Here is a 26,239-nt window from a genome sequence, read left to right on the forward strand (position 1 = left end):
GATTTTTCGCGATCAAGTTCACGTTCGGCTGTCGGTGCCGTCGAGGAGATCGCTCAACCGCAGCAGTGCGTCGACGACGCCGTCGACCTCGTCGACCCCGAAGGCCTCGTCGATGTAACCGTTGACGGTGGCCAGCGCGGCGTCCAGTCGCCGGAGCGCGTCCGCGCCGGATTCGGTCGGCCACAGCTCCCAGGCGCGGCCGTCGCTCTGGCTGGGCCTGCGCTCGACGAACCCCGCGGCCTCCAGCCGGCCAACCATCGCCGTGACCGCCGATTCCCGCTGGCCGAGCTGTGCCGCGATGAGCGACTGGCGACACCCGGCGTGGTTCGCGATGAGCATCAGTGCGGCAGCCTGCGCCGTCGTGATGCCGGCCTCCTCGGTGAACAGCCGGTCGGCGGTGGTGCGCAGCCGCTGCGCGACGGTCTGCAGCTGGAAGTACGCGCGCCGCCTGCCTGCCGGTGACCTGTGTTTCGGATACACTCTTGCATTATTACTTCACTAGTGAAGTAATTGGGGTATGACACGAGTGATCGACGCGTGGTCCCAGCAGCCGAACGAGTTGTTCATGCGGCAGCCCTGGCTTCGGCCGCTGCTGCGCTGGACCCGCCAGGAAGACCTGCCGGCCCTGCCCATCGACGTCACCCTGAAAGCGATGGATGACGCCGGCGTCGAGAAGTCGTTGTTGTGCGCATGGGTCGGGCCGCACGGCGCACTGATCGACAACGACGAGACGGCGGCGCACGTGCGCGCACATCCCGACCGGTTCGCCGGTGTCGCCGCCGTGGACCTCACCCGGCCGGTCGACGCTGTCCGCGAATTACGCAGGGCGGTAACCGAACTGGGCATGGTGGCACTGCGGGTCGTCCCGTGGCTGTGGAACCTGCCACCCGATGACCGCCGCTACTATCCGCTGCTGCAGGCCTGCGTCGAACTCGGCATCCCGTTCTGCACGCAGATCGGGCACACCGGCCCGCTGTGCCCGTCCGAACCCGGCCGGCCGATCCCCTACCTGGAGACGGTTCTGCTCGAGTTCCCGGAACTCGTGGTCATCGGTGGCCATGTCGGCGCACCGTGGATCGACGAAGTCCTGTTCCTGGCCAAGAAGTTTCCGAACTTCTACATCGACACCTCGGCCTACGCCGTGCACCGCCTACCCGCGGCGCTCGTGGACTACATGCGCGGATCCGGCCGCACCCGAGTGCTTTTCGGCACCAACTGGCCCATGCTGTCCGCCGAGCGGTGCCTGGAACAGCTTGACAGCCTGGACCTCGATACCGAGGCGCGCGACCTCTACCTCGGCGGGAATGCGGCCCGGGTTTTCCGGGTCTGACAGCCAGTACTGTGCCGCGAGTTGATCTGCGGCACCGAATCACTCGCTGCCGCAGATCAATTGCCGCGTGTCAGGACTTCGAGTCGAGCGACCTGACGGCGCCCACCAACGCGTCCGCGGCCAAGATGCCGAGATTGTTCGATGCCAACGGGCGCGGGTGCACCCGCGCGCAGGTCCAGGTATCAGCTCGGCGCGACCGCGAGTTCTTGCCGCTCCGCCTCGGCGTCAGCCTGCCGTCCCCAGCGGCCGGCCAGGACCGCGCAGGTGAAGAGCTGAATCTGGTGGAAGATCATGAGCGGCAACACGATCAGGCCGACCGGATGTCCGGCGAACAGCACGGTGGCCATCGGCAGACCGGTGGCGAGGCTCTTCTTAGATCCACAGAAGATGATCACGATGCGGTCGGCGCGATCGAACTTCAGCAGCCGCGCCACCCCGGCGGTGATGCCCAGCACCACGGCGAGCAGCACCACACTGACGGCGATCACCGCGAGCACGTTGGTGACCTTCATGCCCACCCAGATGTGTTCGGCCATGCCGGCACTGAACGCCGCATAGACGACGAGGTAGACCGAACCGCGGTCGACAACCTTGGTGAGCGTGGTGTGCGCCAGCACGCGGTGCAGCTTGGACCGCAACAACTGGCCGGCGAGGAACGGCAGCAAGAGCTGCACGACGATCTCCAGGACCGAATTCGCCGACACCGTGGCCGCGCCGGTGGTCTGCATCAGCAGGGTCACCAACAACGGGGTGAGGAAGATGCCCAACAGGTTCGACGCCGAGGCGCTGACGACGGCCGCCGCGACGTTGCCGCGGGCGATCGAAGTGAAGGCGATGGACGACTGCACCGTCGACGGCAGCAGGCACAGGTACAGCATGCCGACGTAGAGCTCGTCGGTCAGGACCGACGGCACCAGCACCTTCATCGCCAGCCCGAGCAGTGGGAACAGCACAAAGGTCGCGGCCAGCACCGTGGTGTGCAGCCGCCAGTGCTTCAGCCCCTCGAGCGCCTCGCGCGGCTCCAGGCGCGTGCCGTACAGCAGGAACAACACGGCGATCGCGACTTTGGTGGCGGTTTCGACGGCCTGACCCGCGTCGCCGCGGGCCGGAAGCAGCACACCGATGACCATCGCGGCGAACAGCCCGAGCAGAAAGCCATCGATGCGGAGCTTGGCGAGCAGATTCACCGAACAAACGTACTGCTGCCTCGACTAATGTTTCCAGGCGATAGATTCGATATCTCTAACCGAATATTGTGATGAATGTGTTCGATCCCGACTTGCTGCGCACCTTTCTGGCCGTGGAGCGCGCCGGCGGATTCACTGCGGCCGGACGTCTGCTGGGCCTGCGCCAGTCGACGGTGAGCGGCCACATCGCCCGACTGGAGCAGGCCGTCGGCCGCGAGTTGTTCCGGCGCGACACCCGCAACCTGGCCCTCACCGCTGACGGCGCCGCGATGGTGGGCTTTGCGCACGACATCCTGGACGCGCAGGCCAAGGCCGACCGCTACTTCTCCGAATCCCAACCCACGGGTCTCATCCGGCTGGGCGCCTCCGACGATCTGGTCGGCCGCATGCTCTCGGACGTGCTGGTCGAGTTTCGGCGGTCCTACCCCGGTGTCGACCTGGAACTGGTTGTGGGCCTGAGCGAGAACCTGAAAACGCGCATGGCCGCAGGCGAATTGGACCTCATGGTGGCCAAACGACTACCCGGCGAACAACACGGCGAGCTGCTGTGGCGCGATCGCCTCGTGTGGGCCGGCCGCCCCGGGCTGACCGACATCACGGACCCGGTGCCGATCGTGACGTACCCACCACCGAGCCTGACCCGCCATATCGCGCTACGCGAACTGGAACGTGAGCGCCGCAGTTGGCGCATCGCGTGCGTCAGCGACAGTCTGCTCGGCCTGCAGGCTGCGGCACTCGCCGGGCTCGGGATCATCGCGCATTCCGAATCGGTTCTGCCGCAAGGGCTTCAACCGATTGCCGGCAGCCGGCTACCGAACCTGGGTCATCTGGAGTTCGTCCTGTTGCACCGCCGGAGCACGCCATCCGAAGCCGAGATCGCGCTGCACGACGCCATCGTCGCCGGTGCACACCGCATGCGGCACTGACAGTTCACCGGGCGTGCGTCTGCGCGTGCTCGCGAAGGTTGTCGCGCAGGGTAACCACCGCCTTTTGCAGCTTGTCGAACTCATCGGACGGCAAGCCGGTCGCTGCCACCAGGTTCATCGGGAGGGCCTTCTCACGCAGCGCCCGGCCCGCATCCGTGAGGCTGACGATGACCTGACGCTCGTCGGACGGATCGCGCCGGCGGCGCACGTACCCCTGGGCTTCGAGCTTCTTGAGGATCGGGGTCAGCGTGTTCGACTCCAGGAAGAGGCTTTCGCCCAGGCTGCGGACGGTTTGATGATCGTTCTCCCAGAGCGCGACGATCGCGATGTACTGGGTATATGTGACACCGAGCTCGTCGAGGATCGGCTTGTACGCCTTGCCGTAGGCGAGATTCGCCGAGTAGATCGCGAAACACATGAAGTCGGCAAGCCGGGGACCGGCAGCCTCGGTTGGACGCTCGACAGCCATCGACAACTCCTGACGCTTCAGTGACATCCCGAAGCGATTCTATCGGATGCGATTCAATCGGATGGGTTGACATCTCGACGTCGTGCGCTAGTCTCATCGCATCCGAGTCAATCGGATGCGATTGATTATCCGCACGCCCTTCCCAGGAGTCACACATGAGCACCAGCACCCAGGACGCCGTCCTCTACACCGGCAAGACCCGCACCACCGGCGGCCGTGACGGACACGCGCAAAGCTCCGACGGCCGGCTCGACATCCGCCTCGATTCCCCCGGCAGCAACCGGCCCGGCACCAATCCCGAGCAGCTCTTCGCTGCAGGCTGGTCCGCATGCTTCATCGGAGCCATGCAGATCGCGGCCGTTAAGGCGAACGTCAAACTGCCGGCCGATACCGCCGTCGACGCCGAGGTCGACCTCTGCAGCATCGACGGCGCCTACTTCCTACAGGCGCGCCTGAACGTCAGCCTGCCGGGCATCGAGCGGGACACCGCCGTGTCCATCGTGGACGCCGCACATCAGACCTGCCCGTATTCCAAGGCCACCCGGGGCAACATCGACGTCGTGCTCAGCGTGGCCTGAGCGGACTCGGCAGTACAGCGAAATGTCCACTTCGCCAACGGAAGCCGCACCGATCAACCACCAGGAGACGCACGTGAGCATCACCTCGACCGGCGCGGCCAGAACGCCCGCGATCCCGTTTCACACCATCACGCTGATCGTCGCCGGCGTCGCGGCCGTCGTCACGTTCGGTACGGGTTGGGCGATGCTCTCTGCGCCTGCGATGTTTCTCGGCTGGGTCGCCTACGGCGTCACCGGCGACACCGTGCGTCACCGCTATGCCAATCTCGCGTCGTACGTGGCCGGCCTGGCCTTCGGCGCCGTGACGACGCTGGTGATCAATCGACTGCAGCCATCACTCGGTCTGGCCGCCACCGGCATTGTGATATTTGCCCTCGTCGCCATTGTCATGTGTCTGCGAGCGCTGCCCGTGTTCAACTATCCGCCGGCATATTTTCTCGGCATCACCAGTTTCTTCTACGCAGGGCACGCGCCCACGGTCGCAACGGTGATTGCGCTCGGAACGGCGGGAGCCGTCGGAGCCACCGGCGCAGCGCTTTCCGACTACTGTCAGAGCCGCTTTCAGAAGGGAAACGAATGACGAAGCTGCCGCGCCTCATGGGCTGTGCGGTCATCGCGGCCACTGCGGGGCTCATCGCATCATGTGGCACGACCGTCGAGACCTCGGACCACTCGAGTCACGAGAGTTCCGCTCCCGCTACGACTTCGCACGCCGCCGGAGCACCCAGCGCCGCGGACGTGCTCGGCCCTCCGGGCGTGGTGCCGCTGACCGCGCCGCAGCCGCCGGCCAAACTGATCGTCGATCCACCAGTTCCCGAGGCCCTCGCCAAGGGACAGGTGTTCATCCAATATCGCGCCGAAAACCTGCGCATCGAACCGGTTTTCGGCCCCGAGGCACTCAAGGTGACTCCGCGCATCGGCCATATCCACGTCGTCGTCGACGGGGCCCCGTGGCACTGGGCGGACGCCAGCGGTGAACCGGTGATCCTGGTCGGCCTGCCGCACGGACCGCACAAGGTCGAGATCATCCTCGCGGATGCCAATCACCATCCGCTCGACCGCGTCACCACCGACTTCGTGGTCCCCTGAACCCGGGCTACTTCGGACGCGAGCCGAGATCGGCGAAATGGTTTCCTGCCGAATGGCTTTCGCAACCATTTCGCCGATCTCGTCCCCCCATCAACCCGCGTTGGCTGACTGCTGCGTCGCCGACGCCTTCTTTGGCTGCTTGGCGACCTTCGGCGCCTTCGAGGTCTTCTGCGCCTTCTCGGCCTTCGCCGCCTTCTCGGTCAGCTTGCCCGACTTGTCCGGCTTGCCCGCCGAATCGGCGTCAGACGAGGTTGCCCCCGTCGCCTTGGTCCCCGGCTCGGACTTGGTGGTGTCTTTCTGAACCGGCTTGGTGGTCTCGACCTTGGCCGGTTCGGCCGATACGGGGTCGGCCGCGGGTGTGGACGTGTCGGCCTTCGTCGGTTCGGTGACCTTCACCGGCTGCGTCGCCGGCGCCTCGGCCTCGGTCGGGGACGGCGCCTCCGCCTTCGAATCCTCCTTGGCCACAGATTCTTTCGACTTCGCCGGGGCGGTCGAAGACTTGTCGATGTCACCAGTCTTGATTGCTGCGGTCGCCGACGGCTTGGTGGCCGGCGCCAGAGCCTTTGTAGCCGTGTCAGTTACGGCCGTCGCTACGGCTGCGCTGCCCGCGGTCGACGCGACCGGAGCCTCCGGAGCCGGCGGCTTGATCGCGTTTGCGATCGTCTTGAGCCCGTTCAAGACCGCATTCACGACCCCGTACGACCCGAAGATGCCGAAGATGCCCTTGTCCGTCCCATACCCATTGAGTACACCGCCGATCACGTTGGCCGGCGCATTGATCAACTCACTCAAAGACGTGACCAGATCACCGCTTTTGACCGCGTCGTAGAACTTCTGCGCCGTGTCGGCGAGCGCCTTGTTCCCCTCGTACACCGTGGACAAGAGCGCAAAGCCCACCCCGGTAGCAACGGGGGTGATCGCCTTGACCACGTTTGCGAAGTTCTGGGCCATCTTCTGGGGGATATCGAATCTCAGGAGCGGAAAGAAGGTGGCTGCAACGGCGTTGACAAACAACGAGTTCCCCGTCATCACAGCGTCTGAGATATGGCCCGTGGCCAGCTGTTGACCGATCGTCTGCAATTGGCCAGGAACCGTGTTGGCCCAGTACCTGAAGCCATTGGCCATCCCCTGAACAATCGAAACGGTCTCGCCCACATAGCTCATCTGGTTGATGATCAGCTGTCGCAGGATCGGGAACGGGTCGGCGGCGTACTCCTGCCCCAGCTTCCCGATGTCGGTGAGCGTCGTCGTCAGCACGTCACCCCACACCGCGATCGGGTTCACGAATGCCGTGAGGTCCACGGTGCGGGTGGCGACCGCAGTGGTCGGCGCCGGTAGATGGAGGTCCGGCGACGGAATCGTCAGCGGGCTGAGGGCGATGACGCCGGCGGATGCCATCGCGATTCCCGCAGTCGAATATCGGCGCAGCTCGAATGCCATACGTTCTCCTTGGACTCTGAGGTGTCAGCACTTGTGGCCGCGCAGACGGTAGTGACCAGGCCGAAAGCAAACATTCGAAATATGCAACAAGTTCTAATTTTTATTGACTGGCTCGCAGATTCCTCACAGGATGTTCGGAGAAAGCCGCCACGAGCACGTGCCCGAGGGCGCATGATCATGGCCAAGCTGGACATTCGGAGGTTCGGCATGGCACTCAAGCCATGGAATGACGACCGCCCCATGACGCCCCGCATCGTCGTCGGCGAGAGGTCCGTCGACAGTCGCGGTATGTCGCTGCGATTCGCCACCGAGCGCATCGAGCGCACCACCGATTGGTGCTGCCATGACTCGAGCCGCCATCTGATCTATGTGCACCGCATGGGCGCGCTGCGGTCCATGGAGACCAACCTGGACTGGGGGCCGACCGATCGCACACTGCCACGCATCGGTGATACCTGGGTGGTGCCGGCGGGCGTGCGCTGCACGTCGGTCGTCACGGGCGACATCTCGAGCTTCTGTGAAATCTCGATACCCGAGAATGCGCTGGGCGAGGTCGTGCACATCCCACGGCGCAAGCATCACGATCCGCTGATCCTCCAGCTGGTGACCAAGATTCGCAGCGTCGCAGGCCGCGAAGACGCGCTCGCCCGGCTGCTGCTCGATTCCGCAGGCGAGACACTGCGATTACTGATCCGGGACACCTACACCACGAGGCCACCGGCCACGGAATCCGAGCGTGACACCCTGCCGCCGTCGGCACGCGCGTCGATCATCGAATTCCTGGAGACCAGCCTCGAATCCGACATCAACCTGGAATCGCTTGCGCACCTTGCCCAGATGTCCGTGGCGACGTTCATCAAGGCATTCCGGGGCGCGTTCCACACCACGCCGTACCAGTTCCTGCTCGACCGCCGTATCGACCGCGCCAAGACACTGCTGTCCTCGACCCGGTTGTCGATCACCGAAATCAGCGCGGCAGTTGGGTTTTCGACACCCAACCACTTCGCCACGACATTCCGGCAGCGCGTCGGCCTGACCCCGCGGGACTTCCGCAGGGGCCGCTAGCGCGGCAGGCCCAACAGACGCTCGCCGGCCACGGTGAGCAGAATCTGTTCCGTACCACCGGCGATCGACAGGCAGCGGGTGTTGAGGAAGTACCGGACGTCCGGCGAATCCTCGATACCGGAACCGTCGTGGGCGTCCATGATGGTCTCGGCCAGCGTCTGGCGGTAGCGCACGCCGATCAGCTTGCGCACACTCGACGGCGCACCCGGATCGTGGCCACCGACGGCCATCTGGGCCGTCAGCTGATCCAGCAGCGAACCCACCTGGGCCGCAACGATCAGTGCGCCAAGGCGTTCCGCCTCGGCGGCGTCCAGTTCGCGGTCACCGAGCACGTCCAGCAGGTGCTCCATGCCCTTGTCCAGCGCGCCGCCAGCGGCCATGGCGACGCGCTCGTTGGCGAGCGTCGTGCGGGCCAGGGCCCAGCCGCCGTCGACCGGGCCGATGACGCAGTCGTCCGGCACGAACAGGTCGTCCAGGAAGACCTCGTTGAACAGCGCCTCGCCGGTGATCTCGCGCAGCGGCCGGATGTCGATGCCGGGCGAGCTCATGTCGACAACGAAGTAGGTGATGCCCTTGTGCTTCGGTGCGTCAGGGTTGGTGCGCGCCAAGCAGATTCCCCAGTTGGCGCGGTGCGCGTTGGAGGTCCACACCTTCTGGCCCGTCAGCTTCCAGCCACCGTCGACCTTGACGGCCTTGGTGCGCAGGGCCGCCAGGTCCGAGCCGGCGCCCGGCTCGCTGAACAGCTGGCACCAGTACACGTCCCCGGTGAGCGTGCCGGGGATGAAGCGGTCGATCTGCTCGGGGGTGCCGTGCCCGAGGATGGTCGGCGCGGCCCACCAGCCGATCGAAATGTCCGGGCGCACAACGCCTGCGGCGCTGAGCTCGTCGTCGATCACGAGCTGCTCGCCCGGCGACGCGGCGCGGCCGTAGGGCGCGGGCCAGTGCGGCGCCATCAGCCCGGCCTCGGCCAGCGCGGCCTGGTGCTTCTCGACGGGCAGCGCGGCGATCTGGGCGACGGTGGCGGCGATCTCGGGACGGATCGTCTCGGCCGCACCGGTGTCGACGTGCAGCTGACGGCGCAGCCCCGCGCGGGTCAGCGCGGCCACGCGGCGCAGCCACGCGCCGTGGCCACCCAGGATCTGCGCGGTGGCGTACGCGCGCCGCAGGTACAGATGGGCGTCGTGCTCCCAGGTGAAGCCGATGCCACCCAGGACCTGAATGCAGTCGCGCCCATTGTGTTTCGCGGCGTCGATGGCGGCCGCGGCGGCCACCGCAGCCGCGATGGAGAGTTGTGTGGCGTCGCCCTCGACGGCGGCCTCGGCGACGTCGCTCGCGGCGACGGCGACCTGCTGCGAACGCAGCAGCATCTCGGCACACATGTGCTTGACGGCCTGGAAGCTGCCGATCGGCTTGCCGAACTGCTCACGCACCTTGGCGTATTCGGCGGCCGTCTCGAGCTGCCAGCGGGCCAGGCCCGCGGCCTCGGCGGCCAGCACGGTCACGGCCAGGTCGGCCACCGGCGCATCGAGGACGGTCGCCGCGGCGCCACTGAGCTCGACCCGGGCCAGCGGCCGCGAGAAGTCGGTGGCCTCGAGCGGCGTGACGGTCACGCCGGCCGCAGTGGCGTCGACCAGGAGCCAAGTATCACCAGCGGGCAGGATCAGCAGGCCGTCAGGCAGGGCGCCCAGCACGAACTTGGCGGTGCCGGTCGCGGTCCGCCCGTCGAAGGCGATGTCGGACTTCAGCGCGAGACCGGCCGTGCGCTGCCCCGAGGCCAATGCCTCCAGCAGGGCGGGGTCGGTGATCACGAGAGTTGCCAGAGCGGTGGTGGCGACGGGGCCGGGCACCAGCGCGGCGGCGGCTTCGTCGACCATCACGCACAGATCGGCGATGGAGCCGCCGGCGCCGCCGAGGTCCTCGGGCACCGCGACGCCGAAGGTCCCTAGTTCGACCAGACCGTCATACGGGCCCCGCCACGCATCGGCGCCATTCCCTTCGGCAGCCCGGACCGCGGCGATGGAACCCGACGCGACAGCCCAGCTACGGACCATTTCGCGGACCTCGGCCCGCTCCGAGTCGATAGTTGTGGAAGTGATGGACACCATGCGCTCCTAGCGTTTGGGCGAGAAGAACACGCTTCTCACTAGAACGTGTTCTAATGGTGACAGCAATCAGACGTCAAGTCGATCGCCATTACAGCAGGACACTCGGGTGTCCCGGGGCGCCTGGAGGTGGGAAATTACCGATCACTTTGCGTATCGTTTTCACCCAATGCGCTACCTGAAGGAACTGACCGCCGAATGCCGACGCCAGCAACACCCGAGTCCGATTCCGCCGTCCGCCCGCGGGAGGTGACGAACATGGCCGTACTAACCGAATCCGAGCTCGGTTCCGAAGCACAGCGCGAGCGCCGCAAGCGCATCCTGGACGCCACCCTGGCCATCGCCTCCAAGGGCGGCTACGAGGCAGTTCAGATGCGTGCGGTGGCCGAACGCGCCGACGTCGCCGTCGGCACCCTGTACCGCTACTTCCCGTCCAAGGTGCACCTGCTGGTGTCCGCGCTGGGCCGCGAGTTCGAGCGCATCGACGCCAAGACCGATCGCGCCTCACTGACGGGCGGTACGCCGTACCAGCGCCTCAACGTGATGGTCAGCAAGCTGAACCGGTCGATGCAGCGCAATCCGCTGCTGACCGAGGCCATGACGCGTGCTTTCGTGTTCGCCGACGCGTCCGCAGCCGGTGAGGTTGATCACGTCGGCAAGCTCATGGACTCGATGTTCGCCCGCGCCATGAGCGACGGCGAACCCACCGAGGACCAGTACCACATCGCCCGCGTCATCTCCGATGTGTGGCTGTCGAACCTGCTGGCCTGGCTGACGCGTCGTGCCTCGGCCACCGACGTGAGCAAGCGGCTCGATCTGGCGGTCCGGCTGCTGATCGGTGACGGGGAGCACCCTAAAGTCTGACCGGTGCTCCCGGCTGATCTGATCGCGGCGCTCGACACCGTCGCCGCCACCCCCCGACTGCTCGTCACCTCGGATTTCGACGGCACGCTGTCGCCGATCGTGAACAACCCTGCCGACGCCCGGGCCCTGCCCGCCGGGTCGGCCGCCCTGCTGGACCTGGCTGCCCTGCCGGACACCTTCGTCGCACTGGTGTCGGGACGCGCCCTCGACGTCCTGCGCGAGCTGTCCGGCATGCCGGACTCGGTGCACCTCGTGGGCAGTCACGGCGCGGAGTTCAACACCGGATTCACGCAGACCGTCGACACCGCACTGCTGGCCGAGATCGTGGATTCACTCACCGAGATCGCAAACCGCTACCCGGGTGCAGCGGTCGAGACCAAGCCGGCCAGCGCCGCCCTGCACGTGCGCAACGCCTCGGCGGCCGACGGCGAGGCCGCCCTGACCGCCGCGCGCGAGGCGGGAACGCAGTGGGCCGCCGAGCCCACCGAGGGCAAGGCGGTGCTGGAGTTCGCGGTGGTCACCACCAACAAGGGCTCGGCCATCGACGCCCTGCGGGAGCGCGACGACGCGACCGCCGTGGTCTTTCTGGGCGACGACGTCACCGACGAGAAGGCCTTCGCCCGGCTGCGCGACGGTGACGTCGGCGTGAAGGTCGGCCCGGGGCCGTCGGCCGCGCAGTACCGCGTCGACTCCCCCGAGGACGTCGCGGCGGCGCTGGCGTACCTGGCGGCGCGCCGGGCCGGTTAGGCAGGCGGGCCCGAGGTGCGGCCGCGGACCAGCTCGGTTTCGAGCACCTCGATCACCGGGATGCCGGACCGCGGCGGATTGTTCAACAGGTACCCGGCCCGGCGGCCCTTCTCGAGGCTCGGCTGCGCGACGGTGGTCAGCCCGCGCCCCAGCGCCTCGGGGACGCCGTCGAATCCGGTGACGGTCATCTGGCCGGGCACGTAGATGCCGCGTGACCGCAGGTGGTCCATCGCCGAGAGCGCCAGCACGTCGGCGGTGCACATCAGCGCCGTGATGCGCGGATTGGCTTGCAGCGCAACGGCAGCCGCCGTGCCACCGGAGCTCGGTAGGTGCTCGAAGGTCTCCACCACAGTCAGGCCGTCGGGGTTCAGACCGGCATCGGACATCGCGTCGCGGACCCCGAGGATGCGTTCGCACTGCACGTGGAAATGCTGCGAGGTGAGCCGTTCCGGGTCCACCACGGCCGACTGCGCGTCACCGTGCGGCCAGTCCCGGCCGAGCCGCATGGTCAGCAGGCCGATCTCCCGATGCCCAAGGCCGACAACGTATTCCGCGATCCCGCGCATGGCCGCGCGATCGTCGATACAGACCCGGGATGCGCCCTGCAGGTCCTTCGGCTGGTCGACGACGACGATCGGGACGCCGCGCTGCTGCACGACCGGTAGGTACGGATCGTCGTCGGAGGCGGCGTACACCGCGAACCCGTCGACCCCGGCGGACAGCACCGCGGCGGTGCCGTCCTCGACCGACCGATTGGGCCCGGCCGCCACCAGCAGCAGGCCCTGCCCGGCCTCCTCACATGATTCGGCAAGTCCGGCAACGAAATCCAGCGCCGCCGGGTCGCGGAACGAGTAGTTGAGCGGCTCGGTGATGATCAGTCCGACGGCACCGGCCTTCCGGGTGCGCAGCGAACGCGCCACCGGGTCCGGCCCCGGGTAGCCCATCTCCTTGGCGGCGGCGAGCACCCGCTCACGCAACTCCGGCGAGAGCTGGTCCGGCCGGTTGTAGGCATTCGAGATCGTGGTGCGCGAGACCTTCAACTCGGCAGCGAGCGAGGCCAGCGTGGCCCGACGCCTCGGGTTGGGGCTCCTCGGCATATTTGTGACGCTAGCGCATCCGATTCGCGCTGCACGGCAACGGTGCACTAGATTTATTGCAAACGGTTTTCATTAACACTAGCCCACAGGAGCACACATGACCCGGACCAGGCTCATCGCACTGTCCGCCCTCACCGCGCTGGCCTCGGTCACCGGGTTGGCCGCCTGCGGGTCGCAGGACGACTCCGGCCACGCCAACGGCGCCGCCAAGGTCGTCACCACCACCAACGTCTGGGGCAGCGTCGCCACCGCCGTCGCCGGCGGACACGCCGACGTCAAGTCCCTCCTCACCAGCGACGTCGACGACCCGCACTCCTACGAGGCCACCCCGGCCGACGCGGCCGCCATCGCCGACGCCTCCCTCGTCGTCATCAACGGCGGCGGCTACGACCACTGGGCCGACGATGTGCTGAAGAACCACAAGAACGTCACCACCGTGGACGCCTACTCGCTGCTGCCGCACAGCGCGCCCGGCGAGGCCAACGAGCACGTCTTCTACAACATGGCCGTCGCCAAGGCCGTCGCCGCCAAGATCGCCGACGACCTGGCCAAGTCCGATTCCGCGAACGCCGACGCCTACCGCGCCAACGCCGCGGAGTTCGGCAAGAAGACCGACGCGATCGCCGCCACCGAGCACGCCATCGGACAGAAGCACCCGGGCGCCGCGGTGGTCTCCACCGAACCCGTCGCGCACTACCTGCTCGCCGCCGCGGGCGTCGTCGACAGCACCCCGCACGGCTTCGCCGCCGCCGCCGAAGAAGGCCACGACCCCGCCCCGGCCGACGTGGCCGCGGTACTCGACCTCATCAACGGCCACAAGGTCGACGCCCTGGTGGTGAACAAGCAGACCGAGACCGCCGTCACCAAGCAGCTCCAGGACGCCGCCCGTAAGTCCGCGCTGCCCATCGTCGAGGTCACCGAGACGCTGCCCGCCGGACAGGACTTCCTGACCTGGCAGCGGCAGACCGCGGAGGCATTGGCCCACCAGCTCGATAGCGCCGCGGCGCCGGGTCGATAATCAGTAACCGTGCCTTCTGAAGCGGTCGCCGAACTCACCGGCGCACGACTGTCGTTCGGCGACCGCGTCCTGTGGGACCGGCTGGATCTGACGGTGCGCCGCGGCGAATTCATCGCGGTGCTCGGCCCGAACGGCACCGGCAAGACCTCGCTGCTCAAAGTGCTGCTGCGCCAACAGCTGCTGACGGCCGGGCGGATGACCACCACCGGCGCCATCGGCTACGTGCCGCAGCACCGCTCACTGGACACCGGGCTGACGCTGCGCGGCCGCGACCTCGTCGGCCTCGGCTGCGACGGGCACAAGTGGGGTTTCGCCGGCCCGCGAAAGCGCGCGCAGCGCCGCGCCGTGGTGACCCAGGCACTCGGCCAGGTCGACGGCGCGCGGCTGGCCGACGTCCCCGTCTCGGTGATGTCCGGCGGCGAACTGCAACGAGTCCGCATCGCGCAGGCCCTGGCGTCCGACCCGGCGCTGCTGCTGTGCGACGAACCGCTGCTCAACCTCGACCCGGCCAACGCGAAACTGGTATCGGCCCTCATCGACCAGCGCCGCAAGGACGCCGGTACCGCGGTCCTGTTCGTCACCCACGAGGTCAATCCCGTGCTGCCGTACGTCGACCGCGTGCTGTACCTGGTGGACGGCCGCTTCCGGATCGGCACCGTCGAGGAGGTCATGACGTCCGAGACGCTGTCCGCGCTCTACCGCGCCGACATCCAGGTCGCCCGGATCGGTGGCCAGTACGTCGTCGTCGGCCAGGACGGTGCCGGCGTGGACAACTCCGAGCATGCGAGCGGACACTGCTGTGAATAACTTCTTCAACACGGCGCTGACCGCGGATCTGCTCGGCCGCGATTTCGTCCAGCAGGCCGTGCTCGCCGCGGCGCTGCTGGCGCTGCTCGGTGGCCTGATCGGACCGTTCATCGTGATGCGGCAGATGTCGTTCGCGGTGCACGGCTCCAGCGAGCTCTCCCTCACCGGTGCGGCCTTCGCACTGCTGACCGGGCTCAACGTCGGCCTCGGCGCCCTCGTCGGAAGTGCCCTGGCGGCAATCCTTTTCGGCATCCTGGGGCAACGCTCACGCGAGCGGGACTCGGCCATCGGCGTCGTACTGGCCTTCGGGCTGGGTCTGGCCGTGCTGTTCATCCACCTGTACCCCGGCCGCACCGGCACCAGTTTCGCCTTGCTCACCGGGCAGATCGTCGGCGTCGGCTACTCGGGGCTGGCGCTGCTGGCGGTGGTGACCGTACTGGTGGTCGCGATCCTGGCCGCCTGCTACCGGCCGCTGCTGTTCGCCACCGCCGACCCGGAAGTGGCTGCCGCCCGCGGTGTTCCGGTCCGGGCGCTGGGCATCGTGTTCGCCGCGCTGGTCGGCGTCGCGGCCGCGCAGGGCGTGCAGATCGTCGGGGCACTGCTGGTGATGTCGCTGTTGATCACCCCCGCCGCCGCGGCCGGCCGGGTGTTCAGCTCCCCCGTCACCACGATCGTGGCGTCCGTGGTTTTCGCCGAGATCGCCGCGGTCGGCGGCATTGTGCTGTCCCTGGCACCGGGCGTCCCGGTCTCGGTGTTCGTGACGTCGATCTCGTTCGGCATCTTCCTGCTGTGCTGGGGCGCGGGGCGGGTCAGGCGCCGGTAGCGGGATCAACAACCCGTCGCTACGCTCGCCCCACTGGCCGCCCGGGCTCGTTGCTCCACTGCGACCACGAGCCGGGGAACAGCGCCACGTCCCGGCCCGCGGCCGCCAGCGCGGCCACTGCCACCGCCGCGGTGACACCCGAACCGCAGTACACGCCATCCACATCGGCGCCGTCGGTGCGCAGCGTACCGTCGGCCGCCAGCACGCTCGGCAGATTGATCGCGCCCGGAATGTGCCCGGCGATCGGGTCGATGGGTTCGACGTCGCCGCGATACCGTTCCGGCGCGCGGACATCGCCCAGGCGCGGGCCCAGCGCCGCGGCCTCGTCGGCGGTCAGCGTCGGCATGGCCCCGGCATACAGATCCTGGTGCGTGACGGTGATGTTGCCCGGTGCCGGTTCGACGTCGCCGCGGTCCAGCGGACCACCCGAGGTGGTCCACGCCGCCAGCCCGCCGTCCAGGATGCGCACGTTGTCGACGCCGGCGGCGCGCAGCACCCACCAGGCACGCGCCGAGCCCGCACGGTTCCAGTCGTCGTAGACGACGGTCGGCACACCCTCCCGCACGCCCCAGCGGCGCGCCGCCTCCTGCAGCGCCGCGCCCGACGGCAGCGGATGCCGGCCGCGCCCCGCGACGGTGTGGTCCGACAGGTCGTCCTCCAGCGAGACGTACACCGCATCGGGGATGTGCCCGGCCAGATACTCGTCGCGGCCGTCGGGCTTGGCCAACTGCCAGCGCACATCGAGCAGCGTCACGTCGCCGGCGGCGATCAACTGGGCGAGGCCGAACGCGGTGATGAGAATGTCGTCACGAGTGGACATGCCGGCCAGCCTAGGCTGGCAGACATGTCAGCGGTGGACCTCAATGCCGATCTCGGCGAAAGCTTCGGGGTGTGGCGGCTGGGCGACGACGACGCGATGCTCGATCTGGTCACCAGTGCCAACGTCGCCTGCGGCTTCCATGCCGGCGACCCGGCCGGGCTGCTGCGGGTCTGCCGCGCCGCCGCCGAACGCGGCGTCCGGATCGGCGCGCAGGTGGGCTATCGCGACCTGGCAGGCTTCGGTCGCCGCTACATCGACGTCGGCCCGGACGACCTCACCGCCGAGGTCATCTACCAGATCGGCGCGTTGCAGGCCCTGGCGCACGTCGCCGGATCGACCGTCAGCTACGTCAAACCCCATGGCGCTCTTTACAACACGATCGTCACCGATCATGTGCAGGCGCGGGCCGTGGCCGCGGCGGTGCACGCCGTTGACCCATCGCTGCCGGTGCTGGGACTGGCCGGCTCGGCATTCTTCGCCGCCGCCGAAGAGATCGGACTTCGCACCGTGCCCGAGGCCTTCGCCGACCGCTCATATCGCCCCGACGGACAACTGGTGCCGCGCACACAACGCAACGCGGTGCTGCACAACGTCTCGGCCATCGCCGATCGGGTGGCGTCCATGGTGACCGCCGGCCGCGTCGGTGCCGTCGACGGCTCAACCATCAAGATCACCGTGAAATCAATTTGTGTGCACGGTGATTCGCCCGGTGCCGTCGACATCGCGCGGGCCGTCCGCGACCGGCTCACCACCGAGAACGTACAGATCGAGGCCTTCTGCTGATGCGACCGAAACTGGGCCGGCCCGACCTGGCCGCATACACCCGCTACTTCGACCAGCCCGCGGCCGGTTCCGACTCGCCGCTGACCGTCACCTGGGCCGGCGTCACCACCATGCTGGTGTCCGACGGTTCGTCGGCGCTGTTGACCGACGGCTTCTTCTCCCGGCCGAGTCTCTTGGCCGTCGGGCTGGGCCGGCTGAACCCCGCACTACCGCGCATTGATGGCTGCCTGCACCGGCTCGGCATCGACCGGCTCGACGCGGTGCTGCCGGTCCACACACACTTCGACCACGCCATGGACTCCGCTGTCGTCGCCGCGCGCACCGGCGCACAACTGGTGGGCGGCACCTCGGCCGCGAACATCGGCCGCGGCGGCGGACTCCCCGACTCGCAGTTGACGGTGGCCACTCCCGGCGAGCCGATCACGTTGGGTGCCTTCGACGTAACGCTGTTCACCGGACACCACTGCCCACCCGACCGCTTCCCCGGCACCATCACCGCACCCGTGGTGCCGCCGGTGCGGGCATCGGCATACAAGTGCGGCGAGGCGTGGTCGACGCACATCCACCACCGCGGCAGCGGCCGCCGCCTGCTCGCCGTCGGCAGCGCCGGATTCGTGCCGGGCGCCCTCGCCGGGCAACGCGCCGAGGTCGTGTATCTCGGGATCGGGCAGCTCGGTCTGCAGCCCGAGCAGTACCTCGTCGACTACTGGAACGAGACAGTTCGGACCGTCGGGGCCCGCCGGGTGGTGCTGACGCACTGGGACGACTTCTTCCGGCCCCTGCACGAGCCGCTGCGCGCCCTGCCGTACGCCGGTGACGACCTCGACGTCTCGATGCGCGTCCTGAGCCGGCTGGCCGCCGACGACGGCCTGCCGCTGCATCTGCCGACGCTCTGGCAACCCGCCGATCCCTGGCTGTGAACACCGCACTCCACGAGATCGGCCGATTGCTGCCGGTCGTCGGGTTTCTCGCCGCGGTCCTGGTGCTGGCCAAACTCTGCGACGACGAAGGGCTGTTCCACGCCGCCGGCGTCTACATGGCCCGGCACAGTTGGGGCGCCGGACAGTCCGCGGCGCGCCGCCTCTTGGCCATCGTCTTCGTCATCGCGGCCGGGACGACGGCCGTGCTGAGCCTCGATGCCACCGTCGTGCTGCTGACGCCCGTCGTGCTGTCGACCGCACGCACGCTCGGCGTACCGGCGCGGCCGCACGGCTACGCCGCGGCCCACCTGGCCAACACCGCGTCGCTGCTGCTACCGGTATCGAACCTGACCAATCTGCTGGCCTTCACGACCGCGGGCCTGAGCTTCACCAGATTCACCGCGGCGATGTCCCTGCCCTGGCTGTTCGCGGTCGCCGCCGAATATGTGTTGCTGCGGTGGTACTTCCGGCGCGAACTGCAGGCCGGCGCCGTGGACCGACCGGCCCCACCCCCACCCGAGATCCCGTATTTCGTCCTGACCGTGCTGATCCTGACGCTCATCGGCTTCGGCGCCACCTCACTGCTCGGCCTGGAGCCGGCGTGGGCCGCGTTCGCCGGCGCCGCGGTGCTGGCGGTGCGGGCCGTCGTGCGCGGTCACGAGACGCCCATGGGCATCGTGCGGGCGGCCAACGTGCCGTTCCTCGTCGCCGTGCTGGCGCTGGGTGTATTGGTGAGCGCGGTACTGGACCTCGGTTTGGGCCGGGTCCTTTCGCAGTTGCTGCCACACGGCGCCACGCTGCCGGCACTGCTCGGCATCGCGGCCATCGCGGCGGTGCTGTCGAATCTGATCAACAACCTGCCCGCCGTGCTGGTGCTGCTGCCGCTGGTCGCGTCCGGTGGGCCGGTCGCGGTGCTGGCGGTCCTCATCGGGGTGAACATCGGCCCCAACCTGACCTATCCGGGATCGCTGTCGAACCTCTTGTGGCGCAACGTGGTCCGCGGCGAGATGCCCGCGCGGGCCCGGGAGTTCACGACCGTCGGGCTGGTGACGGCGCCGGTCACCCTGATTCTGGCCGTGACCGGATTATGGTTGACCTGTTCGATGTTGGGACTGCGATGAGCGGGGAAGACGAATGGCCGACAGCTGGAACGAACAGATTATGGCCGAATTCCGGGCCAACGGCGGCAAGGTCGGCGGACCGTTCGAGAACCTGACGCTGCTCCTGCTGCACACCACCGGCGCCAAGAGCGGTGAGCCGCGGGTGAACCCGGCGGCCACGTTCGTCATCGACGGCAAGCGACTGATCGTCGGATCCGCCGGCGGCGCCGACGCCGACCCGGCCTGGGTACACAACCTGCGGGCAAATCCCAACGCCCACATCGAAATCGGCACCGAGGAATACGACGTTGTGGCGCGCGAACTGCCCCGTGCCGAACGGGACGCCGCCTACGCCCGCATCGTCGAGCGCGCACCCGGTTTCGCCGACTACGAGAAGAAGACCGACCGCGTCATCCCGGTCGTCGAGCTGCAGCGCCGCTGAGCCAGCGCGGTTACCGCGGCGAGAACAGCACACGTCGATTCGTTGTCGGGCGGCGCTGCCGCCGGGCCGGCGGTCCGCATCGCAGGCAAGATGGCTGTCGTGGACGTGAGCCGCAGATCGCTGATCGTGGGAGGCACGTCGGCTCTCGTCGGCGCGGGCCTCGGAGCCGGCGCCACCGGATACGTCACGACCACGCGCAGCGGTCCGATGCTGTGGCAGCGGGCCGACCGCGGCGGCGCCCCACCGGTCACCGGGCTGCACACCCAGTTCGGCTCCGACGCGGCCACCGAGGTCGTGGTGTCCTGGCACACCGCGTCCGCAGTGCAGAATCCCCACGTCATGCTGGGCACCCCGGACGACGGTGTCGGCACCGCCGTCGCGGCCGAGACCGTCACCTACCGCGACGCGGCGTCACGCAGTGAGATTCGCGTCCACCATGCCCGGTTGACCGGCCTCGCGCCCGACACCGACTACATCTACGCCGCCGTGCATGACGGCGCGAGTCCCGAACTGGGCTCGGTGCGTACCGCACCCCGGGGCCGCGCACCCATCCGGTTCACCAGCTTCGGCGACCAGTCGACGCCCATGCTCGACGCCAAGGTCGCGGCATCGTTCGGCAGCGATCACGTCGGATCGCCGGCCGCCGGCGACATCACCACCGCGGTCGAACGGCTGGCCCCGCTGTTTCACCTCGTCAACGGCGACCTCTGCTACGCCAACCTCGCGCACGACCGGGTCCGCACCTGGTCGGAATGGTTCGAGAACAACACCCGTTCCGCGCGGCACCGGCCGTGGATGCCGGCGCCGGGCAATCACGAGAACGAACTGGGCAACGGCCCCATCGGCTACGGCGCCTACCAGGCCTACTTCGGGCTGCCGGACTCCGGTTCCGACCCCGAACTGCGTGGCCTCTGGTACGCCTTCACCGCCGGCTCGGTCCGCGTGATCATCCTCGCCAACGACGACGTCTGCTACCAGGACGGCGGCAACTCATACGTGCGCGGCTACTCCGGTGGCGCCCAAAAACGTTGGCTGGAAAAAGAACTCGAACGAACCCGCAGCAACAAGGACATCGACTGGGTGGTGGTGTGCATGCACCAGACGGCGGTCTCCACGGGCAACAAGACCAACGGCGCCGACCTCGGCATCCGCGAGAACTGGCTGCCCCTGTTCGACCGGTTCAACGTCGACCTCGTGGTGTGCGGGCACGAGCACCACTACGAACGCAGCCATGCGCTCCGCGGCACCCTGCCGACCGACACCCTGACACCGAATCCGGTTGCCGCACAATCGGACTCGATCGACACCAGCAAGGGCACCGTGCACCTGGTCATCGGCGGGGGCGGCACGTCGATCCCGTCGAACACGATGCTGTTCCCCGAACCGCGCTGCCGCGTCCTCATGTCCGTCGGCGAGGTGAATCCCGGCACCGGAAGGAAGACACCGAACTACATCGAGGAAGCCGCGCCCTGGTCCGTCTTCCGCGATCGGGAAAACCCGTGCGGATTCGTGGCTTTCGATGTCGACCCAGGCCAACCGGGTGGCAATACCTCGATGGACGCCACCTACTACGCGGTGAGCGGTCCGTTCGGCGAGGTGCGGGCGGTCGACAGCTTCAAGTTGACGCGGCCCCGCACCGACCGCTGAATCAGCGGCGCTGCCGGGCGATCTCGGCCAGCACCACGCCGGCGGCCACCGACGCGTTGAGCGACTCGGTGGGGCCCGCCATCGGGATCGAGACGATGTGGTCGCAGTTCTCCCGCACCAGTCGCGACAGACCCTTGCCCTCCGAGCCCACCACGACGACCATCGGCCCCGAGGCGTCCAGCTCGTCCAGGGTGGTGTCGCCGCCGGCGTCCAGTCCGACGATGGTCAGGCCGGCGTCGGCCCAATCCTTGAGCGTTCGGTTGAGATTCGTCGCCCGAGACACCGGCAGCCGGGCGGCCGCTCCGGCGCTGGTGCGCCAGGCCACCGCGCTGACCGACGCCGAACGCCGCTGCGGGATCACCACGCCATGCCCGCCGAACGCCGCCACGGACCGCACGATGGCGCCCAGGTTGCGCGGGTCGGAGATGTTGTCGAGCGCGACGAGCAGGGCCGGGCTCGAGTCGGAGGTCGCCGACTTCAGCAGATCGTCCGGGTGCGCGTACTGGTACGGCGGCACCTGCAGCGCGATGCCCTGGTGCATGCCGTTGCTGGTGATGCGGTCCAGATCGTGGCGCTGCACCTCCATGATGGCGATACCGGCATCGGCCGCGCGCGTGACCGACTCGGTCAGCCGCTCGTCGGCCTCGGTGCCCAGCACGACATAGAGCGCGGTGGCCGGGACGCCGGCGCGGAGGCATTCCACGACCGGGTTGCGGCCGACCACGACCTCGACGTCATCGGTCTTCTTGTGCCGTCCCTGATTCGACCGGGCGGCCTTCTGCGCGATCTTGTACGCCTTGTGGTTGGGGCGCTGTTCGGCGCGCGGCGTCGCGCCCTTGCCCTCCAGCCCACGCCGGCGCTGGCCACCGGAGCCGACGGTCGGGCCCTTCTTGGTGCCCGCTTTACGAATCGCGCCGCGGCGCTGGGAGTTTCCGGCCATGTCCTACCTCTTCCCCGTCGCTTCGCTCGCCCCAGGAACCCCATCAGTCAGGGCCCACTGCGGGCCGTCAGCGGTATCGGTGACCTCGATGCCGGCCAGCTTCAGCTGGTCGCGGATCGCGTCGGCGGCAGCCCAGTCCCGGTTCTCCCGGGCCTCGGCGCGGCTCTTGAGCGCCCACTGCACCAGAGCGTCGACGGCGTTCAGCGCTGCCGACGTCTCGTCGCGGGTTTCCCAGCGCTCGTCGAGCGGGTCGCAACCGAGGATGCCCATCATGGCCCGGATCGACGTCGCCGCGGCCATCGCGCCGGCGTGGTCACCGGCATCCAGCGCGCGGTTGCCGTCGGCGCGGGCGGCGTGCACCTCGGCCAGGGCCGCCGGCACCGCCAGGTCGTCATCGAGTGCGGCCGCGAACTTCTCGGTCCAGGTACCGACCTCGACGGCACCCACCCGGGTGCGGACCCGGTGCAGGAACTCCTCGATGCCGGTGTAGGCCTTGGCCGCGTCCTGCAGCGAGTTCTCGGAGAACTCGAGCATGGACCGGTAGTGCGCACTGCCCAGGTAGTAACGCAGCTCGGCGGCCCGAACCCGTTGCAGCACAGCCGGAATCGCCAGCACGTTGCCCAACGACTTGCTCATCTTCTCGCCACCCATGGTGACCCAGCCGTTGTGCAGCCAGAACCGCGCGAACTCGTCGCCGCAGGCGTTGGCCTGCGCCGTCTCGTTCTCGTGGTGCGGGAAGATCAGGTCCATACCGCCGGCGTGGATGTCGAACACCGAGCCCAGGTACTCCTGGCACATCGCGACGCACTCGGTGTGCCAGCCGGGGCGGCCCCGGCCCCACGGCGTCGGCCAGGACGGCTCACCGGGCTTGGCGCCCTTCCACAGGGTGAAGTCCCGCGGATCACGCTTGCCGGTCGCCACGCCCTCGCCCTGGTGCACATCGTCGATGCGGTGACCCGAGAGCTTGCCGTAGTCGGGCAGGCTCAGCACGTCGAAATACACGTCGCCGTCGGCCGCGTAGGCGTGCCCGCGCTCGATCAGCTTCTCGATGACCTCGACCATCTGGGTGATGTGCCCGGTGGCCCGGGGCTCGGCCGACGGCGGCAGCACGCCCAGCGCGTCGTAGGCGGCAGTGAAGGCCCGCTCGAAGGTGGCGGCCCACTCCCACCAGGGCCGGCCGGCTTCGGCGGCCTTGTTGAGAATCTTGTCGTCGATGTCGGTGACGTTCCGGATGAACGCAACGTCGTAGCCCTTGGCCGTCAGCCAGCGTCGCAGCACGTCGAAAGCGACGCCGCTGCGGACATGGCCGATGTGGGGCAGGCCCTGCACGGTTGCGCCACACAGGTAGATGGATGCGTGTCCGGGCCGCACCGGGGTGAAGTCCCGCACGGCACCGGTCATGGTGTCGTAGAGCCTCAGGCCCTCGAGACGGTTTTCGGTCACGACGGGCCAGCTTACCGGCCTAATCGAGCGAGACCACCAGCGCCGTCGCAATCGCCGCCAGACCCTCGCCCCGACCGGTGAGCCCGAGACCATCGGTGGTGGTCGCCGAGACGGAGACAGGAGCATCCAGAAGCGCCGACAGCACCTGCTGGGCCTCTTCCCTGCGGGGCGCGATTTTCGGGCGGTTGCCGATCACCTGGACCGCCGCATTGCCGACCCGAAAACCGGCAGCCGTCAGCAGCGTGGCGACATGTTTGAGCATGTCGGTGCCGGTGACGCCGCGCCACTCGGGACGATCGGTACCGAAGACACTGCCCAGGTCACCGAGGCCGGCAGCACTCAGCAAGGCATCACAGAGTGCATGCGCGGCGACGTCGCCGTCGGAATGCCCGGCACAGCCGTCAGCATCGTCAAAGGACAGGCAGAGCAGCCAACACGGCCGCCCTGCCTCGATGGGATGTACGTCGGTACCGAGACCGATACGGAAGTTCACTGCTCCGTTGGAGATGGCGTTCAGGACGCCGCGGCGAGAACCTCGTCCAGGATGGTGGCGGCCTTCGCGTCATCGGTGTTCTCGGCCAGGGCCAGCTCACCGACAAGGATCTGACGAGCCTTGGCCAGCATGCGCTTCTCGCCGGCGGACAGCCCGCGCTCCTGGTCACGACGCCACAGGTCACGAACGACCTCGGCGACCTTGTTCACATCACCGGAAGCCAGCTTCTCCAGGTTCGCCTTGTAACGACGGGACCAGTTGGTCGGCTCCTCGGTGTGCGGGGCGCGCAGCACCTGGAACACCTTGTCGAGGCCTTCCTGACCCACCACGTCGCGAACACCGACGTATTCAGCGTTTTCTGCGGGTACTCGAACGGTCAGATCGCCCTGCGCAACCTTGAGGACGAGATATTCCTTCTGCTCGCCTTTGATGGTCCGGGTTTCAATCGCCTCGATCAATGCTGCACCGTGGTGTGGGTAAACGACGGTGTCTCCGACCTTGAAAATCATCAGATTCGGGCCCCTTTCACATAGCAATGTTAGCACGGGCGTCAGACACCCGCGGATCAACAATGCAGGTCAGGGGCCATACAGATGCGTGAAAGGGGTTGACAGCGCGGCGTTTACGTGCAGTGGCGGGGGCCACAATCCGGCCGAATTCCCCCGGATTCACGTCCCATTCACCGGTCATTCCCGGCCGGAAAGACGCCCGAACCAGGCAGATGGCGGGCCTCCGCTACCGCCGCCAACCGCCACCTACTACTCTGCATAGTCGAACGCCGGACCAGTCCGGGGACACAGCAGGACATACCCAAGGCCGTCACGCGCATCGCCGCTGGCGCCCAAGCAGGAGGCTTGAGTGAACCGCATGAAATCGCGCACTTCTGCCGTCACGCTGGCCGCCTTCGGGCTGGCCACCGCGGTGACGCTCACCGGCTGCAGCAGCGGCCAGGTCTCACAGAGCGCGAACCAGCTGCCTGCGGTCAACGGCACCGCCACCACCATCGGCAACGAGAAGGCCGGTGTGGATCTGCGCAACGTCTACCTGCGCGCCCCGCAGACCCGCGACTTCGTCAAGCCCGGCACCATGGTCGAGCTGCTGTTCGTCGCGACCAACAAGTCGCCCGACAACCCCGACAAGCTGATCGGCATCACCTCCGACACCGGCGAGGTGCTGGTCAACGGCGGCACCACGGTGCCCGCGGGCGGCGTGCTGCTGGTCGGCACCCCGGACGGCCAGAAGCAGACCCTGCCGCGGTCCGAGGACGCCACGACCTCCATCGCGATGGTGGCGCTGACCAAGCCCATCAGCAACGGCCTGAACTACAACTTCACGTTCAAGTTCCAGAACGCCGGCGAGAAGACCATCGCGGTCCCGATCTCCGCCGGCGAGGCCCCGCGCCGCGAGGCCGGCGACGCCGCTCCGGCACCTGCCGGCGGCGGCGAGGGACATCACTAGCCTCGCTTCGTTCCTCGCAGCCACCACCGGTCGCGCTGCGGGATGCACCGTCGTCGAACTCGGAACGGTGCAGGTCAGTACCGGCGCATTGATCGCGCGGGATCCGTTCGGCCCGAGAAGCGGCGGTTGCATACTCGCCGTCCCGAATGGCTCGTACCGGGTTTGGGCAACGGTGGTCGATGTGAGCGACGACGGCACTCCTGAGCCCCGCCAGGCATATTTGAGCGTGGCGATCGGCGACGGCCAACCGGCCCTGCTCGGTTCCGCCGACGAATTACTCGTGCCGCCCGTCCCCAGCTTCGGCGCGTTCACCGGCACCGACCACGGGCTGCTCGCGGTTCACGATGCGGCGGTCGAGGATTCAGTGCTGGCAGATCGCGCCGAGGCCATCGACCGCGGCCTGTGGGCACCGGATATCGGCCCGGGCTACGCCAATGTGTCACTCGACCCGGCCTCCGGTGCCAATGTCGTCGTCAGCGGATCCGGTTGGGGCGACGGCGGTTTCCCGGTCCTTGCGACGTACGACCGCGACGACAGGCCCGTCGCCGTACACGTGGATTTCGGTGTCATCGGGGACCACCCGGATGATCAACCCGGCTTGATGCGAAAACTGGCCAGGCGACTCGGATTCGGACGCCGAGCCTGACGCAA

The 26,239-nt window shown here is 68.1% G+C and carries 28 protein-coding genes and 1 pseudogene; 18 read left to right on the forward strand and 11 right to left on the reverse strand.

Annotation, left to right across the window (positions count from 1 at the left end):
* Window positions 1-18: 18 nt before the first annotated feature.
* Window positions 19-480, reverse strand: coding sequence for a MarR family winged helix-turn-helix transcriptional regulator (locus tag VXD91_RS18850; RefSeq protein ID WP_226519834.1), 462 nt, complete (start codon window positions 478-480; stop codon window positions 19-21).
* A gap of 85 nt (window positions 481-565) precedes the next feature.
* On the opposite strand from VXD91_RS18850, the gene VXD91_RS18855 reads away from it, so the two are divergent.
* Window positions 566-1,330, forward strand: a complete 765-nt coding sequence (locus tag VXD91_RS18855) for an amidohydrolase family protein (RefSeq protein WP_226522274.1) — start codon at window positions 566-568, stop codon at window positions 1,328-1,330.
* Between the two features lie 182 nt (window positions 1,331-1,512).
* Here VXD91_RS18855 and VXD91_RS18860 read toward each other — a convergent pair whose 3' ends face one another.
* Window positions 1,513-2,517, reverse strand: coding sequence for a bile acid:sodium symporter family protein (locus VXD91_RS18860; protein WP_226519835.1), 1,005 nt, complete (start codon window positions 2,515-2,517; stop codon window positions 1,513-1,515).
* Window positions 2,518-2,588: 71 nt separating this feature from the next.
* On the opposite strand from VXD91_RS18860, the gene VXD91_RS18865 reads away from it, so the two are divergent.
* Window positions 2,589-3,443: a LysR substrate-binding domain-containing protein gene (locus VXD91_RS18865; protein ID WP_226519836.1), complete on the forward strand. Its 855-nt coding sequence runs from the start codon at window positions 2,589-2,591 to the stop codon at window positions 3,441-3,443.
* Between the two features lie 4 nt (window positions 3,444-3,447).
* Here VXD91_RS18865 and VXD91_RS18870 read toward each other — a convergent pair whose 3' ends face one another.
* Window positions 3,448-3,912: a MarR family transcriptional regulator gene (locus VXD91_RS18870; protein WP_226519837.1), complete on the reverse strand. Its 465-nt coding sequence runs from the start codon at window positions 3,910-3,912 to the stop codon at window positions 3,448-3,450.
* 155 nt (window positions 3,913-4,067) lie between these two features.
* Here VXD91_RS18870 and VXD91_RS18875 point away from each other — a divergent pair, with 155 nt between their 5' ends.
* The 3 genes from VXD91_RS18875 to VXD91_RS18885 all read left to right on the forward strand — a co-directional run bounded on the left by VXD91_RS18875 (window position 4,068) and on the right by VXD91_RS18885 (window position 5,579).
* Window positions 4,068-4,490: an Ohr family peroxiredoxin gene (locus VXD91_RS18875; protein WP_226519838.1), complete on the forward strand. Its 423-nt coding sequence runs from the start codon at window positions 4,068-4,070 to the stop codon at window positions 4,488-4,490.
* A 73-nt stretch (window positions 4,491-4,563) separates the two neighbouring features.
* Window positions 4,564-5,070, forward strand: coding sequence for a DUF1097 domain-containing protein (locus VXD91_RS18880; RefSeq protein ID WP_226519839.1), 507 nt, complete (start codon window positions 4,564-4,566; stop codon window positions 5,068-5,070).
* Window positions 5,067-5,579, forward strand: a complete 513-nt coding sequence (locus tag VXD91_RS18885; protein ID WP_226519840.1) for a DUF6130 family protein — start codon at window positions 5,067-5,069, stop codon at window positions 5,577-5,579. The genes VXD91_RS18880 and VXD91_RS18885 overlap by 4 nt, the downstream gene beginning before the upstream one ends.
* Window positions 5,580-5,669: 90 nt before the next feature.
* Here the strand turns inward: VXD91_RS18885 and VXD91_RS18890 are convergent, their stop codons facing one another.
* Complete coding sequence (locus tag VXD91_RS18890; RefSeq protein WP_226519841.1) at window positions 5,670-6,863, reverse strand: hypothetical protein; 1,194 nt, start codon at window positions 6,861-6,863, stop codon at window positions 5,670-5,672.
* 333 nt (window positions 6,864-7,196) lie between these two features.
* Here VXD91_RS18890 and VXD91_RS18895 point away from each other — a divergent pair, with 333 nt between their 5' ends.
* A complete protein-coding gene (locus tag VXD91_RS18895) occupies window positions 7,197-8,084 on the forward strand; it encodes a helix-turn-helix domain-containing protein (RefSeq protein ID WP_346416106.1) in 888 nt (295 codons plus the stop codon).
* Here the strand turns inward: VXD91_RS18895 and VXD91_RS18900 are convergent.
* Entirely contained in the window at window positions 8,081-10,189 is a 2,109-nt protein-coding gene (locus tag VXD91_RS18900; protein ID WP_346416107.1) for an acyl-CoA dehydrogenase, read from the reverse strand. The genes VXD91_RS18895 and VXD91_RS18900 overlap by 4 nt on opposite strands.
* A 255-nt stretch (window positions 10,190-10,444) precedes the next feature.
* Between VXD91_RS18900 and kstR the strand changes: the two genes are divergently transcribed.
* Together kstR and otsB are read left to right on the forward strand one after the other, a co-directional pair.
* Window positions 10,445-11,050 carry a cholesterol catabolism transcriptional regulator KstR gene (kstR, locus tag VXD91_RS18905; RefSeq protein ID WP_346416108.1) on the forward strand — a complete coding sequence of 202 codons (606 nt, stop codon included), beginning with the start codon at window positions 10,445-10,447 and terminating at the stop codon, window positions 11,048-11,050.
* A 3-nt stretch (window positions 11,051-11,053) separates the two neighbouring features.
* Window positions 11,054-11,797, forward strand: a complete 744-nt coding sequence (otsB, locus tag VXD91_RS18910) for a trehalose-phosphatase (protein ID WP_346416109.1) — start codon at window positions 11,054-11,056, stop codon at window positions 11,795-11,797.
* Here otsB and VXD91_RS18915 read toward each other — a convergent pair.
* On the reverse strand, window positions 11,794-12,894 hold the full coding sequence (locus VXD91_RS18915; RefSeq protein WP_226519845.1) for a LacI family DNA-binding transcriptional regulator: 1,101 nt from the start codon (window positions 12,892-12,894) through the stop codon (window positions 11,794-11,796). The genes otsB and VXD91_RS18915 overlap by 4 nt on opposite strands.
* Before the next feature lie 97 nt (window positions 12,895-12,991).
* On the opposite strand from VXD91_RS18915, the gene VXD91_RS18920 reads away from it, so the two are divergent.
* Genes VXD91_RS18920 through VXD91_RS18930 form a run of 3 tightly spaced genes read left to right on the forward strand, consistent with a single transcriptional unit; the run spans window position 12,992 to window position 15,542 of the window.
* A complete protein-coding gene (locus VXD91_RS18920) occupies window positions 12,992-13,912 on the forward strand; it encodes a zinc ABC transporter substrate-binding protein (RefSeq protein ID WP_318985414.1) in 921 nt (306 codons plus the stop codon).
* 9 nt (window positions 13,913-13,921) lie between these two features.
* Window positions 13,922-14,719 carry a metal ABC transporter ATP-binding protein gene (locus VXD91_RS18925; protein ID WP_346416110.1) on the forward strand — a complete coding sequence of 266 codons (798 nt, stop codon included), beginning with the start codon at window positions 13,922-13,924 and terminating at the stop codon, window positions 14,717-14,719.
* The gene (locus VXD91_RS18930) at window positions 14,712-15,542 is read left to right on the forward strand and encodes a metal ABC transporter permease (protein ID WP_226519848.1); all 831 of its coding nucleotides are present in this window, start codon (window positions 14,712-14,714) and stop codon (window positions 15,540-15,542) included. Before VXD91_RS18925 ends, VXD91_RS18930 begins: the two co-directional genes overlap by 8 nt.
* A 19-nt stretch (window positions 15,543-15,561) precedes the next feature.
* On the opposite strand, the gene VXD91_RS18935 is transcribed toward VXD91_RS18930, so the two are convergent.
* Window positions 15,562-16,362 (reverse strand): sulfurtransferase, encoded by an 801-nt coding sequence (locus VXD91_RS18935; protein WP_346416111.1) that lies wholly within the window; start codon window positions 16,360-16,362, stop codon window positions 15,562-15,564.
* Between the two features lie 24 nt (window positions 16,363-16,386).
* Here VXD91_RS18935 and VXD91_RS18940 point away from each other — a divergent pair, with 24 nt between their 5' ends.
* The 5 genes and pseudogenes from VXD91_RS18940 to VXD91_RS18960 all read left to right on the forward strand — a co-directional run bounded on the left by VXD91_RS18940 (window position 16,387) and on the right by VXD91_RS18960 (window position 21,254).
* Window positions 16,387-17,145 (forward strand): 5-oxoprolinase subunit PxpA, encoded by a 759-nt coding sequence (locus tag VXD91_RS18940; protein ID WP_346416112.1) that lies wholly within the window; start codon window positions 16,387-16,389, stop codon window positions 17,143-17,145.
* A complete protein-coding gene (locus VXD91_RS18945) occupies window positions 17,145-18,065 on the forward strand; it encodes an MBL fold metallo-hydrolase (RefSeq protein WP_346416113.1) in 921 nt (306 codons plus the stop codon). The genes VXD91_RS18940 and VXD91_RS18945 overlap by 1 nt, the downstream gene beginning before the upstream one ends.
* Window positions 18,056-19,186 (forward strand): annotated as a pseudogene (locus VXD91_RS18950) (SLC13 family permease); the annotation flags it as partial. The gene VXD91_RS18945 and the pseudogene VXD91_RS18950, both read left to right, overlap by 10 nt.
* A 13-nt stretch (window positions 19,187-19,199) precedes the next feature.
* Window positions 19,200-19,607, forward strand: a complete 408-nt coding sequence (locus VXD91_RS18955; RefSeq protein ID WP_212807270.1) for a nitroreductase/quinone reductase family protein — start codon at window positions 19,200-19,202, stop codon at window positions 19,605-19,607.
* A 90-nt stretch (window positions 19,608-19,697) separates the two neighbouring features.
* A complete protein-coding gene (locus VXD91_RS18960; protein WP_212807271.1) occupies window positions 19,698-21,254 on the forward strand; it encodes a metallophosphoesterase family protein in 1,557 nt (518 codons plus the stop codon).
* Between the two features lies 1 nt (window position 21,255).
* Here VXD91_RS18960 and rlmB read toward each other — a convergent pair whose 3' ends face one another.
* The 4 genes from rlmB to carD are packed head-to-tail and all read right to left on the reverse strand — an operon-like array spanning window position 21,256 to window position 24,639.
* Window positions 21,256-22,194, reverse strand: a complete 939-nt coding sequence (gene rlmB, locus VXD91_RS18965) for a 23S rRNA (guanosine(2251)-2'-O)-methyltransferase RlmB (protein WP_064984810.1) — start codon at window positions 22,192-22,194, stop codon at window positions 21,256-21,258.
* A gap of 3 nt (window positions 22,195-22,197) precedes the next feature.
* A complete protein-coding gene (gene cysS, locus VXD91_RS18970; RefSeq protein WP_256445373.1) occupies window positions 22,198-23,637 on the reverse strand; it encodes a cysteine--tRNA ligase in 1,440 nt (479 codons plus the stop codon).
* Between the two features lie 19 nt (window positions 23,638-23,656).
* Window positions 23,657-24,130 carry a 2-C-methyl-D-erythritol 2,4-cyclodiphosphate synthase gene (gene ispF, locus VXD91_RS18975; RefSeq protein ID WP_020100885.1) on the reverse strand — a complete coding sequence of 158 codons (474 nt, stop codon included), beginning with the start codon at window positions 24,128-24,130 and terminating at the stop codon, window positions 23,657-23,659.
* Between the two features lie 20 nt (window positions 24,131-24,150).
* Window positions 24,151-24,639, reverse strand: a complete 489-nt coding sequence (carD, locus tag VXD91_RS18980) for an RNA polymerase-binding transcription factor CarD (RefSeq protein WP_020100886.1) — start codon at window positions 24,637-24,639, stop codon at window positions 24,151-24,153.
* A 358-nt stretch (window positions 24,640-24,997) separates the two neighbouring features.
* Between carD and VXD91_RS18985 the strand changes: the two genes are divergently transcribed.
* Window positions 24,998-25,588, forward strand: coding sequence for a hypothetical protein (locus VXD91_RS18985; protein ID WP_212807272.1), 591 nt, complete (start codon window positions 24,998-25,000; stop codon window positions 25,586-25,588).
* A 67-nt stretch (window positions 25,589-25,655) separates the two neighbouring features.
* Window positions 25,656-26,234 (forward strand): DUF4241 domain-containing protein, encoded by a 579-nt coding sequence (locus VXD91_RS18990; RefSeq protein WP_212807273.1) that lies wholly within the window; start codon window positions 25,656-25,658, stop codon window positions 26,232-26,234.
* The last annotated feature ends 5 nt before the right edge of the window (window positions 26,235-26,239 follow it).

The organism is Mycobacterium sp. SM3041 (assembly GCF_039668335.1).
In the GTDB taxonomy this organism is placed as follows: Bacteria; Actinomycetota; Actinomycetes; order Mycobacteriales; family Mycobacteriaceae; genus Mycobacterium.